At 60.1% G+C, this 16757-nt stretch carries 12 protein-coding genes, 3 pseudogenes and 1 other annotated feature; of the genes and pseudogenes, 8 read left to right on the plus strand and 7 right to left on the minus strand.

The window, feature by feature from the left end; genetic code table 11:
• Positions 1-255: 255 nt before the first annotated feature.
• Positions 256-573, plus strand: a pseudogene (locus HD841_RS21050) (GFA family protein); the annotation flags it as partial.
• 442 nt (positions 574-1015) lie between these two features.
• Entirely contained in the window at positions 1016-1885 is an 870-nt protein-coding gene (locus tag HD841_RS04100) for an MBL fold metallo-hydrolase (protein ID WP_179507585.1), read from the plus strand.
• Between the two features lie 96 nt (positions 1886-1981).
• Here HD841_RS04100 and HD841_RS20945 read toward each other — a convergent pair whose 3' ends face one another.
• Positions 1982-2134, minus strand: a complete 153-nt coding sequence (locus HD841_RS20945) for an IS1096 element passenger TnpR family protein (RefSeq protein WP_373562948.1) — start codon at positions 2132-2134, stop codon at positions 1982-1984.
• A gap of 215 nt (positions 2135-2349) precedes the next feature.
• On the opposite strand from HD841_RS20945, the pseudogene HD841_RS04110 reads away from it, so the two are divergent.
• Both HD841_RS04110 and HD841_RS04115 read left to right on the plus strand, forming a co-directional pair.
• Positions 2350-3577 (plus strand): annotated as a pseudogene (locus tag HD841_RS04110) (IS3 family transposase).
• Positions 2631-2746, plus strand: a sequence feature (AL1L pseudoknot). It overlaps the preceding pseudogene by 116 nt.
• 288 nt (positions 3578-3865) lie before the next feature.
• On the plus strand, positions 3866-5074 hold the full coding sequence (locus HD841_RS04115) for an FAD-dependent oxidoreductase (protein WP_373562921.1): 1209 nt from the start codon (positions 3866-3868) through the stop codon (positions 5072-5074).
• A 247-nt stretch (positions 5075-5321) separates the two neighbouring features.
• On the opposite strand, the gene HD841_RS04120 is transcribed toward HD841_RS04115, so the two are convergent.
• Together HD841_RS04120 and HD841_RS04125 are read right to left on the minus strand one after the other, a co-directional pair.
• Positions 5322-6380, minus strand: a complete 1059-nt coding sequence (locus HD841_RS04120) for a serine hydrolase domain-containing protein (RefSeq protein WP_179507587.1) — start codon at positions 6378-6380, stop codon at positions 5322-5324.
• Positions 6381-6622: 242 nt separating this feature from the next.
• Positions 6623-8794, minus strand: a complete 2172-nt coding sequence (locus HD841_RS04125) for a family 1 glycosylhydrolase (protein ID WP_179507588.1) — start codon at positions 8792-8794, stop codon at positions 6623-6625.
• 147 nt (positions 8795-8941) lie between these two features.
• On the opposite strand from HD841_RS04125, the gene glf reads away from it, so the two are divergent.
• The 4 genes from glf (at position 8942) to HD841_RS04145 (ending at position 13997) form a co-directional block, all read left to right on the plus strand.
• Positions 8942-11308, plus strand: coding sequence for a UDP-galactopyranose mutase (gene glf / locus HD841_RS04130; protein WP_373562922.1), 2367 nt, complete (start codon positions 8942-8944; stop codon positions 11306-11308).
• Between the two features lie 571 nt (positions 11309-11879).
• On the plus strand, positions 11880-12482 hold the full coding sequence (locus tag HD841_RS04135) for a CC0125/CC1285 family lipoprotein (protein ID WP_179507589.1): 603 nt from the start codon (positions 11880-11882) through the stop codon (positions 12480-12482).
• Between the two features lie 31 nt (positions 12483-12513).
• Positions 12514-12933 carry a response regulator gene (locus HD841_RS04140; RefSeq protein ID WP_257015210.1) on the plus strand — a complete coding sequence of 140 codons (420 nt, stop codon included), beginning with the start codon at positions 12514-12516 and terminating at the stop codon, positions 12931-12933.
• 212 nt (positions 12934-13145) lie between these two features.
• Positions 13146-13997 carry a manganese catalase family protein gene (locus HD841_RS04145; protein WP_179507590.1) on the plus strand — a complete coding sequence of 284 codons (852 nt, stop codon included), beginning with the start codon at positions 13146-13148 and terminating at the stop codon, positions 13995-13997.
• Between the two features lie 347 nt (positions 13998-14344).
• On the opposite strand, the gene HD841_RS04150 is transcribed toward HD841_RS04145, so the two are convergent.
• The 4 genes and pseudogenes from HD841_RS04150 to HD841_RS04160 form a co-directional block, all read right to left on the minus strand.
• Positions 14345-14920 (minus strand): MucR family transcriptional regulator, encoded by a 576-nt coding sequence (locus tag HD841_RS04150; protein WP_218845358.1) that lies wholly within the window; start codon positions 14918-14920, stop codon positions 14345-14347.
• Between the two features lie 332 nt (positions 14921-15252).
• Positions 15253-16077, minus strand: a complete 825-nt coding sequence (xth, locus tag HD841_RS04155; RefSeq protein WP_218845418.1) for an exodeoxyribonuclease III — start codon at positions 16075-16077, stop codon at positions 15253-15255.
• Positions 16078-16113: 36 nt separating this feature from the next.
• A pseudogene (locus tag HD841_RS20575) lies at positions 16114-16410 on the minus strand (ATP dependent DNA ligase); the annotation flags it as partial.
• A gap of 114 nt (positions 16411-16524) precedes the next feature.
• A complete protein-coding gene (locus HD841_RS04160; protein WP_179507592.1) occupies positions 16525-16716 on the minus strand; it encodes a DUF3606 domain-containing protein in 192 nt (63 codons plus the stop codon).
• Between the last annotated feature and the right edge of the window lie 41 nt (positions 16717-16757).

The following is a 16757-nucleotide window of genomic DNA, read 5'->3' on the forward strand; positions in this document are numbered from 1 at the left end:
GGCAAGCCTCGGATGGATTTGCCGCCTGATGTCCGCCTTGCTCTGCACATGATGGAAGTGAGGATTTCGTGTAGTGGCGAGCGAGCGCTGAGTAGACACAATTGGGTCACCGCGGCCGTAAACCCGCGAACCCGCGCGAAGCGGCGGGAGGAAGTAGGGTGGGGATTTGCGCACCTTTGGTTCGCGTGCGACGATCCTCTGACCGGGTCTAACTAAGGAGAGTAGCCCGCGAGGCCGAACGAGCATCACGGAAGCTGCCACTGCGGGCGAGTTCAACTCATTTTGCGCGACGTGCCGGTCGAGGCGGCCGAGTGTAACTGCTCGATATGCAGGCGCACGGCCGGGCTCTGGCACTATTGCACTCCCGGTTCCGTAACTGTGGTCGGTTCGGGCGCCTCCTATCAGCACGGCGATCGCGCGCTTGATCTTTGGCATTGCCCAGCCTGCGGCTGCACGACGCACTGGACCGCAACCGATCCGGCCTACCCGCGCATGGGGGTAAACCTTCGGATGTTCGATCCCGCACTCTGGCGCGACCTGCCGCACCGGCTGGTGGATGGCGCGAGCTACTAGCAGCGCCCACTTCTCTTCCGCTTTTTACCAACCAAGGGCGCTGAGCGAGCGGAGCGCTCCTGCGAAACTGAGCGTTCGCGTGGAATGAACAAACGGCAGCTTTTGGGCAGGGCTAGGCACACGGTGGATGGCCGATATTGGGTCACCATCCCATAGGCAGCGCTCGGCGCGATGGTTTTGTCGGCGAAGCCGTACTGTGATCCACTAACTAGGATTGCATCGATTTAGCAGCTGTTTCGGCGGCTAAAGGTATGCCGGGAACGTTCAGCTTCAAAATTCTGGAGCGGCACATGACCAAGAACCGATACCTCGTTAACGCACTCGGCGGATCGATTGCCGCCGCAGTGGGTGGTCTTGCCGGCTGGTGGTTGGAGAGTCGCTCACGCGAGCCAGAGCAGGAGGAACGCACCCGTGTTCGCTTGCGTCGGTGGCAGCTACGCTGATGCGCATCCACCATCTGAACTGTGGCACCTGCTGCCCAATCGGCGGACGCGCCTTCGACGGCCGCAGCGATGGCATTTACGGCGCGCTAGTTTGTCATTGCCTGCTGATCGAGACCAATGCCGGGTTGGTGTTGGTCGATACGGGCTTTGGCAAGAAGGACGTGGATCATCCCAGACGGAGGCTGTCGCCCTTCTTTCTCGGGCTGAACAATCCTCAGCTTCGATCTGAGGAAACTGCTATCGCGCAGGTGCGGGCGCTCGGCTTTGATCCGAACGACATACGGCACATCATTGTCACCCACCTCGACTTCGATCATGCCGGGGGACTGGAAGATTTCCCCAACGCGGCTGTGCATGTCACGGCCCGCGAGAAGGAGGTGGCAGACCAGAAGCAGGGCGGCGCCTTTGTCGGCAATAAGCGCTATCGGCCCGGGCAGTGGGATGGTGTCAACGACTGGCGCCTGTATCCCCTTGGTGGGGGCGACCGTTGGTTCGGGTTCGACACGGTGCGCTCGCTGGAGGGGCTGCCGCCGGAGGTCCTCTTGGTGCCGCTTCCAGGGCATACCTGGGGGCACACCGGGGTCGCGGTGCAGGAGGACGGCGGCAAGTGGCTGTTCTATGCAGCCGATGCATATTTCTATCGTGGAGAGATCGGCGGCAGGCATTATGCATGCACACCTGGGCTACGCGGGTATCAGCGGCTGATGCAGGTCGATGCCGTCGCACGGCTGACAAATCTTGAACGGCTTCGTCGATTAGACGTCGAGCACGGTGACGAAATACGGATATTCTGCGCCCACGATGTCGTAGAGTACGAGTTGCTTGCCGGTCGCTCTCACAAAGCCATGCTGTCCAAAGGACCAGCATAGCGCGAGCGTCCGCCATTTGGTTCTTCAACGAATTCGAACCGTCACAGCGTATCGATGGCGAATGCGCCTCTTTTCGAAGGCAGCCTTGCCGGCACGTCACCGGATCGCGATAGAGGCGACGGCACGCTTTGCGGCAAGTTCGTCGGTCTCGTTGGGGTTGAAGGGGCTGCCGTGCCATTGACGTAGCTGTTGGTGTTCTTCGTGAGTCGGGTCGCTCATCGCCTCGCGGAACAACTCATAGGCGGCAATGCCGCCGACAGTTCAGGCGGGCAGCATCGTTCTCCGGCAACGAAGCACGGATAGTTGGCATCTTGCCCGCGCGGTTCGACTGCCTCAACGACAATGGTGTGCTGCGGCTCCGTCAGATTAAATGCACCAGCTGGTAATCTGAAGAGGGTAGGGCAAGCGTATTGAACCGCCCCGGGTTTGTCGGAGGCTCCAACTCCTGAGAAGGTGGAGCCTGTATGAGCAAGACGACGAACAAGTTTGCGCCCGAGGTCCGCGAGCGAGCGGTACGGATGGTGCTGGATCACGAGCGCGATTACCGATCGCGATGGGCAGCGGTGGTTTCCATCGCGGAGAAGATCGGCTGCGTGCCGCAGACGCTGCATGAGTGGGTAAAGAAGGCCGAGGTGAACAGCGGCAAGCGCGCTGGCGTTCCGACCGAGGTCGCTGACAAGATGAAGGCGCTGGAGCGTGAAGTCCGCGAGCTGCGCCAGGCCAACGAGATCCTGCGCAAGGCATCCGCGTGTTTTGCCCAGGCGGAGCTCAACCGCCCGTTCCGGCGATGATCGCCTTCATCGACGATCACCGCGATGTCTATGGGTCGAGCCGATCTGCCGCGTTTTGCCGATCGCCCCATCGACGTATTTCGAGCGCGTCGCGCAGCGACAGGATCCAATGCGCCTGTCGGCGCGGGCGCAGCGGGATCAGGCTCTCAAGCCCGAGGTGGCGCGCGTGTTCGCCGAGAACTTTGCGGTCTACGGCGTGCGCAAGGTGTGGCGGCAGATGATGCGCGAGGGCTTTCCGGTCGCCCGCTGCACCATCGAGCGGCTGATGCGCGACATGGGTTTGCAGGGCGTGATCCGGGGAAAGCCGGTTCGCACGACGATGAGCGACAAGGCAGCGCCGTGCCCGCTGGATCACGTCAACCGCAGGTTCTACGCGCCAGCGCCGAACATGCTGTGGGTGTCGGACTTCACCTACGTCGCGACTTGGGCAGGCTTCGTCTACGTCGCCTTCGTCATCGATACCTACGCCAGGCGGATCGTGGGGTGGCGGGCCAGCAGAACGGCGCATGCAAGCTTCGTCCTCGATGCCCTGGAGCAGGCTCTCCATGACCGCCGGCCGACCCATCGGGGCGGCCTCATCCATCATAGCGACCGCGGGTCGCAATACGTGTCTATCAAGTACACCGAGCGCCTCGCCGAAGCCGGGATCGAGCCATCAGTCGGCAGCGTCGGCGACAGCTACGACAACGCTTTGGCCGAGACGATCAACGGCCTCTACAAGGCCGAGGTGATCCACAGGCGTGGGCCGTGGCGCAGCTTTCAAGCCGTCGAATATGCCACGCTCGAATGGGTCGACTGGTTCAACCATCGTCGCCTGCTCGAACCCATCGGCAATATCCCGCCTGCCGAAGCCGAAGAGCGCTATTATGCTGCCGCTGAGAACCTGGATATGGCAGCGTAACTCACAACCCATGGCCTCCGGCAAACCCGGGGCGGTTCAGAGAGTTAATCGCCCGGACCTGCCTCGGTGTCGGGTAAATTCTGCCAGCTCTATCTTCCATCCTTTATTGACATCCAGGAAGAATGTTTATGCGCTTAGATCTCAGCGTCGGGATGAACGAATGCCCGATGTTGGGAAGCAGGAAAAGTGCTGCGAATGGCCGTTTCTGGGTCCAGCCCGCCGAATGGGCATAGTGTTGCGCGATCGATGAGGTCGTCCTAAGGGCAAATCGCTGCGAAAAACGGCGGCGTGGTTGCGACCACCCCCGCGCATACGCCGGCCAAAAGCCGGCCAGCGGCTCCACTGATGTCGATGCGGGCAGCCCGCGAGACCAAGGAGCGCTTACAAATGCGAGAAGACGTCACCATCATCGGCGCCGGGCTAGGCGGCTTGGTGCTTGCCGGCATGTTGCATCGGCACGGGATCGAGGTCGCCGTGTACGAAGGGGAGGCGTCGGCGGATGCGCGGGCCCAGGGCGGGCTGCTTGACCTTCACGAGCATAGCGGGCAGCGGGCGGTGCGTGAGCTGGGTCTGTACGGCAAATTCCTGACGCTGGTGCGGCCGGGCGAGGATGCAAAGCGGGTCGTGGACCGCGAAGCCACGGTGCTGCTCGACCGACCGGGCAACGCTGCCTCGGCCCGGCCGGAGATTGATCGCGGCGAGCTACGCCAGATGCTGCTGAGCACTTTACCGCCGGGTGTCGTGCGGTGGGGGCATAAGGTCTCTTCGGTTCGTGCGACAGGATCTAGTCGCCACACGGTGGCGTTCGCGAATGGCTCGGCCGTCGAGACGATGCTGTTGGTTGGCGCGGACGGCGCATGGTCCCGGGTGCGCCCGCTCCTTACCGATGCTAGCCCCGCCTATACCGGCACCTACTTTCTCGAGCTGCATCTCGGGCCCGACGATCCTCGCGCGCATGCTGCTGCGGCGGTGATCGGGTCGGGTACGCTGATGGCGGTGGCACCCAACCAGGGAATCCTGGCGCATCGCAATGCCGACGGCAGCATCCACACCTACGTCGCGGTGAGCCGACCAGAGGCTTGCGCAACCGCGGACGTGCTAACCGCGACCGCGCGCATGGCGACTCTGTTCGACGGCTGGGCACCGTCACTTCGCGCGCTCATCGCAAGCGACGGAGTGCCTGTCATCCGCTCCATCTATGCGTTGCCCTCGTCGCTCACCTGGCGGCGAAAGCCAGGAGTGACGCTGCTCGGCGACGCGGCGCACCTCATGTCACCGTTCGCCGGCGAGGGTGCGAACCTGGCCATGCTCGATGGCGCCGAACTCGCGCGCGCTTTGATAAGCCATCCTGATAATCATGAAGCTGCTTTAGCGGCCTATGAGAATGAGCTGTTCGCGCGCAGCCATCCGGTCGCGTACCTCAGCGCCAGCAATCTCGCGCGCTTCTTTGGGCCGGACGCGCTAATGAGCGTAGTGGGCCTGTTCGCGAACCAATGAACGGATGTCGGGTCTTGGGGAGCGTCGATCCCGCTTTGAACGACCACAAGTGGGTCTCCGCAGCCGCGGAGCGGCTGACCGCCGCCTGACCGATCTTGGCCAGCCCCAGTACCGTTGCATCCCGAAACTCGCTGGCTAGCGAAAGCGGATGCCCCGAACGCCGGTGGGTACGATCGGCGCGGTCACGTTCGTAATCGCGACCGTTGGCGAGGCGATGTTTTGGTGAGCCACCTCGGTGTTCGCTGTGTCAAGCGCGAGCGATGGCTTCAACCCAACTACCCAGCTGCGATTGCTCGATGTCCGTTGTGTTAAAGACCACAATGGTTTCACTCCGGTCAAGCCGATGCGAGATGAGCGCGCGATACCCTTGGATTTTACCTATCTCCCAAGCCCAAAGGGTGCCGTCGATCGATTTTATGCGCCCGCCAAGAGCATAATTCTCGTCCGGCCATCGGACCATCGTAAGATTACGCCGGGAGGCGGCACCAAGGAGCGGGCCGTGAAAGATACCGTGTGCCGCACGCACCGCGTCACCTAAGGTACTGGCCGTGTTGCCACTTGCGGCAATGAACGACGGGTTTGGAGCCATCTTACGTACCGGTGGCAATCCACTGCTGTAAGCAGCAGCCAGCTTCGGCATCAGAGGCTGGTTTGGTTGCACGAACTCGGTAGCGGACATGCCGAGTGGGTGAAGGGTCTGCTTTGCGACGACTTGTGCGAATGCCTCACCGGTCAGCCGTTCGAGGATCGCCGCAACGATCGCCCAGTTTATAGCTCCGTAGTCCCATCCCTTTCCGGGCGCGAACAGCAGATCGCCACCACCGAAGCGCGACACCATAGACGCTGCGCTAGCGTCCGTTGTCCGCAAAGCTGGCTCATTCGCAAGCTGGCGGGTCAATAAATCAGGGATGCCGCTGGTGTTTGACAGCACATGCTTCAACAGCACCTGCTCGCCGGTATCGTGCCGGAAATCCGGGAGATACGCCGTGATTGGGGCATCAAGGGACAATTGCTTCTGTTCAACGAGGCGAAGCACTGTGACGCTCGCCAGCCACTTTGATGCAGAGCCCCATTTGAACTGGGTGGCGGGTGAGATGGCCTTACCTGCTTCGACATCGGCCATGCCGACATACCGGGCATGCGCCATGGTTCCGCCTCGGGCGTAGGCGAATGCGCCATTGAAGCCGAGCGGTAGCGGCATTGCGTCAATGGCAGCACGCTTTGCGGCTGACGATGGTTCCGCTGCGAACGCGGTTGTTGCGCCGAACGCGAGGCCGCTTGCCATGAGCATACGTCTATCGATCATGTCGTTCCCCTGTCGGGCCAGGGACATATGCGAACCATACCTTCCCGGCCATCCTTTCTCGAAACACCATTTTTTCAGGAAAGTTGGCAGGGCCGAGGCTCAGCACCTCTCAGGCTGGCACTATGAATGGATGGCAGAAGATGGGGAGACAAAAAGAGATCGCGAATGACCGAATGTGGGTCTCGCGCCGCTGTGGATACCTGTCGGATCTTTAGTGACGGGGGTACCGACACAAGCATCTGTCAAGCAGCCCTCAGGTTCGCGCAATTTCGATCCAGATCATCTGCAAAGGATTTTATGCCCTGACCAAGGCTTCCGAGTACTGCGCAGCGTTCGCTCGCTAGACCGACTTGAAGTGGTCGCGCTGCTGTCCAGCCTAAAGAGGCTCCGGCAACCCCGTCAATCAACCTTTCATCTAGCCCGACTGCTTTAGCGACCCGACGAGCAAAGATAGCCCAGCTCACTGCATCCGCCCCTGCCAGGTGACAAAGGCCTTCTGTCCCGTCGATCAGCAGATCCAACGCAGCATCGACTAACGCCGGTACAAACGTGGGACTGACGACATGGTCCTCAGCCGCTCGAAAACACCGTCCGTTTGACAGCGCATCGACGACGGCGATCGCGAAATTATAGCGATCCTGAGCCGAGTAAAACGCAGCAGTTCTTACCGTAAGTGCTCCCGGAAGGCCTATGCATCCTTCCTCCATGGCCGCCTTGCTACGACCATAGGCGTTAAGTGGATTGGGCCTGTCGGTTTCGACGTACGGACGATCAGCGCAGCCATCGAATACCATATCGCTGGAGAAATTCAGGCTCGCTATACCACGATCAACGCAATGTTTTGTCAGTGCGATCGCTCCGGTCGCGTTCACCGCGTGGCAGGCTGCCTCATTGGCTTCAGCTTCATCGACGCGAACCCAGCCTGCTGCGTTGATCACCGCCCACGGCCTGATCTGATTGAGAGTGGCTCCGATCGCGTCGGGACGTTCGAGATCCAGCACGTCCCGACCAACGAGACGATGACCGATCCCGCGCCGGCGGCAAGCGCGCGCGAATGCCTGTCCCAGCGTGCCAGTAGCGCCGCAGATCAGCAGCGTCGGTGTGCTCACAGGCGTAGCACGAGAGCTTGGAGCCGTGGGATGGCTTAACGCCCTGTAGATCAGACGATCCGGTCTTCGCCACCAACCCGGCTCCTGCGCCACCGGATGGCGCAGGGCGCTAGTAGGCAGGCCCTGCCACAGTGATGCCAAGGCAGTCGGGCGCGGCGTACCGGTCGCGACGTCAAAGACGCCAGGCTCGTACACACCGGGGCGGGTGAGCAGCGTGTTCCAACCATGGGCCCCCAGCAGAGACCAGGCGGTGACCGCCTGAACATCGACACCTTCGTCTCGCAAGGCGCAGCAGGTATCCCACGCCTCTGCAGCCCAGCGCAGCTGCTCCTCGCGAGTGCATCCGTTATGAACCTCGGTCACGGCAAGTGGCGTAGCATAGCGTTCCCAGGCTTCGCGCAGCGCGCCAGCGAGGCCCGCAGGCGCTGGATCAAGGATCCTTATCGCTTCAACGTCAGCGTAGCGCTGGCGAGCGTTGCCGCCATGCGTCTCGCGGGGGTACCTTTGCAGACGATGATCCAGAAAGCGATCACTCGTCAGATAGTGGTTTACGCCAATAACGTTGGGCGGACATGGATCATCAGCGATACGGCGCAGGCGTTCTCCAAATCCGAGGCGATCAAGGCGACTCCAAAGCGGGTGGCCAGGCACAATTCGACCGAACAGGAGATCCCAGCTAGCCCACCGGCGGACGTTGTCAAAAGCTGCTTGTTCGCCAAGGTTAAGGGTAGCGTATGTTCGGCCAAGGTCGTCCGTTTGGACGAGACGTGCTGCAGGGTTGATCCGGCGAACGGCACGCATTGCCGCCCTCGTCCCGTCAATCTGATTGAGCAATGCACGCCAGAATGACTTCTCATCGCGGGCATGAGGGTACCAATGACCATATAGCGCAGAAAATCGCGCCGTGGTCAGCGGCTCGTTGACCGGTGTCCAATCGTCAATCCATGGATAGCGCCTCACGACCTGATCCGCATAGCGACCAAGTCCGACCGCGAAGCTTTCGTCCAGAAGGTTCGTGTGGGATGGCCCGCTGCCGTGATGAGCAAGCCCGGCGATCGGACGGATGTTGAGTTCGCAGAGCTTGGATAACCGACTGTCCGTCCACGACCAATCAGCCTCTATCTTAGGATCCGGCGCAACCCGCTCCCAGAGGATTGGATAACGAATGGCAGTAAGGCCCAATGATGCGAAGAGCTCCAGATCGTTTAGGCGATCATGATGGCCGCTTAATCGCGTTTGATCTTGGTAGCCGCCTGATGTGCGATTGACGGTGCACTCCGGCCCGCCCCAAAGTTGCAGAACCATGGATGTGCCCTCCCGTGCACCAAACGGGCACCCGCTCCCATCGTTCCTGCAATCGTCCTAATCTGCCGCAAGGATCAATCACTTAGCCGGAACTTGCCCCGATGCTCCCATGTTTCCCGATCGTAACAACATAAAAGGGGGACACCTGTGGCCACTGAGCAGCTTTTCACTTCGGCAAAGGCATCCGCCTGCATCAAGGGGCGCAACCGCCCGACCTTGATCTGCTTCAGCCATCTCCGGTGGGCATTCGTGTTTCAGCGGCCCCAGCACCTGATGACGCGCTTCGCCGCGACGCATGACGTGCTGTTTTGGGAGGAGCCGGAGTACCGTCCTGGAGCCTCCACGCTAAGCCGACATATATGCCCCAACAGCGGCGTGGTCGTGCTCACGCCGCAGCTCGATGACAGCCTGCGCGGGCGTGAGGATGCGGCGCTCACGGCGCTCCTCGATGCCGAGCTCAGCTACGACCGTAGCGACATCATTCGGTGGTACTACACTCCGATGATGTTGCCGTTTTCGGACCACGTAGAATCTGCCTGCATCGTGTACGATTGCATGGACGAGCTGTCCGCTTTCAAGGGCGCACCGCCAGAGCTTCTGTCGCGTGAGCAGTTGCTGATCGAACGCGCCGACCTTGTCTTTACGGGTGGGACCAGCCTGTACGAATCGAAACGAGGGCGGCATGGCAACGTGCACGCTTTCCCCTCCAGCATCGACTTCATGCACTTCGCCCGGGCTAGGGCATCGGGCATGGCTGAGCCGGAAGACCAATCGTTCCTACCCTCACCGCGACTCGGTTTTGCGGGCGTCGTTGATGAGCGAATGAATATGGACCTGCTTGCAGCACTTGCGGATGCGCATCCGGAGTGGGCACTGGTCGTGATCGGGCCGGTAGTGAAGATCGACGAGGCAGATCTGCCGCGCCGCAACAACATCCATTATCTCGGCGGCCGACCGTACACGGCGTTGCCCGACTATATGGCGGGTTGGGACGTTGCCCTGATGCCGTTTGCGATCAACGAGGCAACCCGCTTCATCAGTCCGACCAAGACGCCCGAATACCTTGCGGCCGGATGCCCGGTCGTATCTACGCCGATAGTCGACGTCGTACGCCATTACGGCAGCCTCACTGGTGTCAGCATCGCCGATACGTCAAAGGAGTTCGTCGCTGCCTGCGAAACGGCTATGAAGATCCGCTCGGCGGGCAACGCGTGGCGCGATGAGGCCGATGCGCAACTTGCACGGGGATCCTGGCGCAGCACGGCGTTAGAGATGACGGCGTTGATCGATGCCGAAATTGCCAGCCGTAACCGGCACGAACCCGTAGTTTCGCCGGTGACATGGCCGGCGGATCGCAAACACTATGATGTCATGATCGTTGGAGCGGGCTTTGCCGGCGCAGTGATGGCCGAACGGCTCGCAGCAGACGGCGACAAGCGCGTGCTGGTGGTGGATCGCCGCCCCCACATCGCTGGCAATGCCTATGATCATCACGATGCCGCCGGCATACTGATCCACCAGTACGGCCCACATATCTTCCACACTAACTCAACCGAGATCTTTGACTATCTCTCCCGCTTCACTGAGTGGCGCCCCTATGAGCATCGTGTCCTCGCAGACGTCGATGGTCAGCGCGTGCCGATGCCGATCAACCGCACAACACTGAACTTGCTCTATGACCTGAACCTGTCGAGCGACGAGGAGGTTGAGGCTTTTCTGGCGGCGCGCGCTGAGCCGGTCGATCCGATCCTCACCTCGGCCGACGTCGTTGTGTCGAAGGTCGGACGAAAGCTTTATGAGACCTTCTTCCGTGGCTACACCCGCAAGCAATGGGGCATGGACCCGTCGGAGCTGGACAAGTCGGTCACGGCGCGGGTTCCAACCCGCACTAACACCGATGATCGCTATTTCGGTGATGCGCATCAGGCAATGCCGCGCGAGGGCTTTACCAAGATGTTCGAAGCGATGCTCGATCATCCAAATATCGACGTCCTGCTCGGCGTCGATTACGCGGACGTACGAGAGGCGTATCCGCACGACCACCTTGTCTTCACCGGGCCGATCGACGAATACTTCGGTCATCGCTATGGCCCGCTGCCTTACCGGTCCTTGCGCTTTGAACACCGGACGCTCGAAGAAGAGCAGCATCAACCGGTTGCGGTCGTTAATTACCCAAACGAGAACGTGGCCCATACTCGTGTGACCGAGTACAAGCACCTGACTGGACAGGTCTCGGATCGAACCAGCGTTACCTACGAGTATCCAAACGCGACGGGCGACCCCTATTACCCGATTCCGCGAGAGGAAAATCAAGCCTTGTTCAAGCGGTACGAGGCACTGGCTCTTGCAGAGCCTGACGTCAGCTTCGTCGGACGGCTCGCCACCTATCGCTACTACAACATGGACCAGGTTGTTGGTCAGGCGCTCGCGACCTATCGGCGGCTGAAGGTAAAGCTAAGCGCACGGATGCCATCAGGAGGGTCTGTCGTTCCCGCAGATGCGCCGGCAGAGTGAGCAGCGATGAACACGCAGCAAGTGGCCGGGTCATCCTGGTAGCCAAGCAGGCGTCTTTCGAAGCGGGGTACGTCTCTGCCGTCTTGCAGGACCGCGGGATCGAGGTGCTGGCACCGGCCCCTGAGGTACAAGGCGTCGTTCAAGCCATAATGGCTGGCGAGAGATGCGCGGTAATCGTGTGCCATCCTCTCAGTGCACCGGATCGAGCTGACCTATTGAAAGCGCTGACGGATCACGGCCTACCCTGTTTGACCTTGATCGGTGCCACAGTGACACGATCTGCCAACGACGAGCCCGTTTTGGTGAAACCGTTTGCTGCCTACCAGGTCGCCGATTGGGTCGCGCAGCAGCAGGTGCAACCATAAGTCATGGGTAGCATCCAGCCAGCGTGATCCGCATAGGTGCTTCGAAAACACCTGCGCAAGCAGGAGCTGTCCAACCACGCGGGGGCACTATTCGAACGCAAAATCAAGCACTTACCGACCGAATTGCATGCGTTGTTCATCTCCTGTTCCAGATCGGCAAGCTATTAAAATCTTGTCGCCGCGTCTTGCCGCGACGGAGATCCCCAATGACTTTGTCCTTCGGCCGTACAGCCGTGGTCGCAGCTCTTGCTGCATCAACTTTGATGGTCGCTGGGTGTGCGACCGAAACGCGCTATCGACCGGCGACTGGGCAGGGTTTCAATCGCACCGGCTATAGCGAGCGACAGATTGAACCTAATCGTTTTCTGGTGAACTTCGCGGGCAATAGCGACACCTCCCGTGATACCGTGGAGCGTTACCTCCTCTTCCATGCAGCCGAGCTGACCCTGCAGCATGGCTATGACTACTTCATTGCGGTTGATCGCAATACAGACCGCCAATCGCGAACCTATACGACTGGTAGTTTTGGCGGGCCTGGTTTTGGCTATGCCGGCTTCAGGAACACGTGGGGACCCTCATGGCGCTATTACGGCCGGTTTGGCGGCCGCAGCCTAGGCTGGGGACCCTGGGGCGCATGGGGAGGGGGTTTCAACACTCCGAATGTGCGCACGATTGACCGTTATGAGGCAACGGCTGAAATTGCGATGATCAAAGGCCCACCAAGCACTGAGAATGTGCAGGCCTTCGACGCACGTAAGGTGATCGACACCATTGGTCCGAGTGTTCAACTACCAAAGCAGCCAACTTGATCGTCAGCACCCAGCGGCAGCGTAGAGCGCCATGCTTCAGGTTGCAAGCTGGGCGCAAGGCGTATCTTCGGGTAATTCGGGCTGCTGTATGTCCATCGGAACAGCAATGTGTCACATCCTCATCATCGAAGACGAGCCCTTTGTAGCAATGAATATACAGCTGTTGTTTGAAGATGAAGGTGTCACCTCATTTGAGATTGCCTCGACGGAGGCGGAAGCTGTAGCCGCAGCCATGGATCGACGTCCGGATCTCATCACCTCGGACGTGCGCTTGCTGGAGGGTACGGGGCCGCGGGCAGTGGCAGAGATCTTTGCCCGACTTGGTCATGTCCCTGTAATCTTCATAACCGGTACACCGAGCGAGTGCGTGCCTGCTCCTGCGTCGGCGCTGATACTAAGCAAACCGCTGCAGCGCGGTGCTCTCGAGGCTGCGTTCCGCCAGCTCAGGTAAACTGGAGAGATCAGGCTTGGGCATCAGCCTTGGTAACAGACCTGATTAGTTATCAAGCTGATTTCGTACCCTCATATCCGGACGCAGAACCACGACAAAGTTGACCAAAAAACCCGTGCGATGCTGCTCTAGATCAACATCGTTTTCAGTAACTTAGATCGATGCAGTTCGTTGGGTGAGCTGTCGCGGATAAGCTGCGACGGGAGATCCGCATGTATTATCACGACGCCCGCCTTCAGTACCCCGTCACCGTCGAAAAGCCCGATCCGGCTTTTGCGACGATGCTCCAGCAGGCCATTGGCGGTGTGGAAGGCGAAATCCGCGTGTGCATGCAATACTTCTTCCAAGCGTGGGGCAACCGCGCGCCAACCACCAAATATCGCGATATGCTGCTGCACACAGCAACCGAGGAAATCGGGCATATTGAAATGCTGGCAACTGCTGTCGCGCTCAACCTCGACAAGGCTCCGACGTCACTGCAGGAAGAGGGTGCGGCCGACGGGATTGTCGGTGCAGTCATGGGCGGCGGCAACGGTCGCCATGCCATTGAGGGTATGATCCATAAGAACCTTCTGTCGGCGGGGCTTGCAGCCATGCCAGTCGATTCCGACGGCGTACCCTTTAACATGAGCCACATCTATGCGAGCGGCAACGTCGCGGCTGACATGTATTGCAACGTCGCGGCGGAGAGCACAGGGCGCGTTCTGGCGGTACGCCTGTTCAACGCTGCTCATGACGAGGGCATGAAGAAGATGCTCCACTACATGATTGCGCGCGACACGATGCATCAGCAGCAGTGGCTTGCCGTGATCGAGGAGCTGGGTGCAGAAGCCAATCTGCCGATCCCCAACAGCTTCCCACAGGACATGGAAGACCAGCAGAACAACTATAACTTCTACGCTACCTCTGTCGACGGTAGCTATCCCGAAGGCCGCTGGACGCAGGGTCCCTCCATCGACGGGAAAGGCGAATTCACCGTCTTCAAAAATGAACCGCTCGGACAGGAACCGGTGCTCGGTGCCGCACGCCCCGATAGCGGCGCACAGACCGATCAGATCGGCTGATACGAAAAAGAGCCAGCGTTGCATGTGCCTAGCTGGCTCTACTTTTTCAGGGCTGACTGGTCCGCTTTGACGGCCAATTAAGTTCAGTCAGCATCATCCTGAGCCAACAGCTGATCGACAGCTTCGCCGGTCAGTGTTCTTTGTAAAGCATTCCTTGGCATAATGACAAAGGGGATCGGGCTTGCGTGATCCCCGGTCCTAGCCTTACGTCAAGTCCACGCTCGTTGTAAAGTAAACGGGCTAATGCTTGCCAGAAACTAGACTGGCATTTTTATGTAATCAGCTTCAGCCATATTCCGTGCCGCATCAGATAGTATCGAAATCCTTCACGATCTTCTGCATGATCGTCACAGAGGCAGCAGTGTAGGTGTTGCAAACTTTGATGAAGTAGGTTTACTCCTTACTGTCACCAAGATGGCCTTAGCCGCTGCCTTAGCGCTGCTGGCCTTCGGCACTTTAGGCTTTCCTTCTCCCTTAGCCGCATTGGTCTGCCCCGGCTTACGACCTAATCCGATCGTCTTGGCCATCGCACTACGACTTTCCGAGTATGCGGGAGCGACCATCGGGTAGTCAGCCTTGAGCCCATAGCGGCTGCGATATTCATCCGGGGTCATGCCGTTAGTCGCAAGGTGGCGGCGCAGGGTCTTATAAGGCTTGCCATCGATCATAGAAATAATGTGGTCGCGCGATGCCAGCGACTTACGGGCTGTCGTGGCGGGCGTGTATTCTTGCGCTGGCTCGACTTCACCGCTCGTGACAGCACCCGCCGCCAACGCATTGACCGTCTCATGCATCTTGGTCAAAAAAGCCGGAACGTCATCGGCACTGACCCGGTTATTTGAGTTGCTGAGCCACGCAACGGTCAGTTCCGTTGCAAATTCTACGGGGCTAATACCTAACTCGACCTGATCCTGATCAGCCAATTTCTTGCTCCTTAGGTTTGCTGGTAATGCATCATTACTGCATCTACACCATAGGACAAGAGGCTCGCGTCGCTACTGCTTCCGCCTTCAATTAAGCACAAATGATTGGCCATCGCTGTGGCACGCTCGCGATCATGTCGGCTGCACACTATTACACGTGCTTCGTTCCAGCTAGAGCTACCGCTGCACGCCGGCGGGGCTCGTGAAGAACGAATGGCGAAAGTCGGGAACAAGAAAAGCGACGTCAAATGCCCACTTTTGGTCTTCGTTGCGCCAGAGTAGATACCCACTCCCCTGGACGACCTTTCATACTCCCTATTGCGTGAGGTTCGTCATTCGTGAGCTTTGTCTCTCCGCGAGGATCTCCGCTTCTTGACTGGCATCTCCGCCGCCAGCCGTATCCATGTCGGCGCATGATCGCTGGTCTTCTCCCAGCCGCGCACCTGCCGGTCCACCTGCGCGTCCTCAAGCCTACCGGCGAGCGACGGGCTGAGCAAAAGATGATCGATGCGGAGACCGGCGTTCCGACCGTAGGCGTCCCGGAAGTAGTCCCAGAAGGTGTAGATTGTCTCGTCCGGGTGAAGACTGCGGAGCGAGTCCGTCCAGCCCTGGTCGATGAGCCGCGCGTAGAGCGCCCGAACCTCTGGTGCAAAAAGTGCATCTTTGGTCCAGCGTTCTGGTTTGTAGACGTCGGCTTCCGTCGGCATGACGTTGAAGTCGCCGGCAAGCACCACCGGTAGGCCGCTTTCCAGGAGCGTCGCCGCGTGGGCGATGAGCTTCTCGAACCAGGCGAGCTTGTAGTCGAACTTGGGACCGGGCCGGGGGTTGCCGTTCGGCAGGTAGAGCCCGCCGATGATTATGCCGTTCACCGCGGCCTCGATGTAGCGGCTCTGCGTCGGATCGGGATCGTCCGGCAGCCGGCGCCGCGTCTCGTGGATCTCTCCGACACGGCTGAGGATGGCGACGCCGTTCCAGCTCTTCTGGCCGTGCCAGATCGCGTCGTAGCCGAGATCGCGGATCGCGGTCGCCGGGAACTTCTCCTGCGGCGCCTTCAGCTCCTGCAGGCAGACGACGTCCGGCTGCTCCTTCTCCAGCCAGCGCAGCAGCACGGGCAGGCGACCGTTGACGCCGTTCACGTTGTAGGTGGCAATCTTCATGGGCGATCGGAGATCCGGCAGGACCTGGTCGGCGCGCAGACCAAGATAGCTCGGGTGGCGCAGCGTGCCGTCGTTCGTCATCTCGGTGTAGGCGATCTCGGCCACCAACGTGGGCTTGATCCAGTGGGCACCTTTCACCGCCGCGCGCGGCGCCTTAACGGGGACCTCTTCGCTGGCGAGCGGTTGCATCAACTCGCCGAGCCTCAGGATCTCGTCGGCGTTGAAGCCGGTGCCGACCTTCCCTGCATAGCGGAGCTTGCCGTCCTCGTGAACGCCAAGCAGCAGCGAGCGGGAGCCACGGCCCTTGTCCGACGATGTCCAGCCGACGATCACGAATTCCTGCCGCTTGATGCACTTGGTCTTGAGCCAGGTGCCCGCTCGCGATCCGACGTAGGGCGCATCAACACGCTTGGAGATAACGCACTCCAGGCTGGGCGCGAACCTTGGTCACTTGCCCTTCTTGAGCTTTGCGGCAGCCTCTTCGAGATTATCGCGATCGTTACCCACCTCCTTGATGAGGTCTTGCGCCTGCTGTCTGGTGATGTCGTGCTTTTGGGCGAAGTAGCTCACTTCGTAGCCTTCTCCTCCGGCAACCCGGGCGCGGTCGCCCGCGCCGCGCTTGCTCTTGTCGTCAGCCATGGATCTTCTCCTTGACGGTAAAAGGAACGGCCGTTCGAACT

Source organism: Sphingomonas melonis (genome assembly GCF_013409985.1).
Taxonomy (GTDB): Bacteria; Pseudomonadota; Alphaproteobacteria; order Sphingomonadales; family Sphingomonadaceae; genus Sphingomonas; species Sphingomonas melonis_A.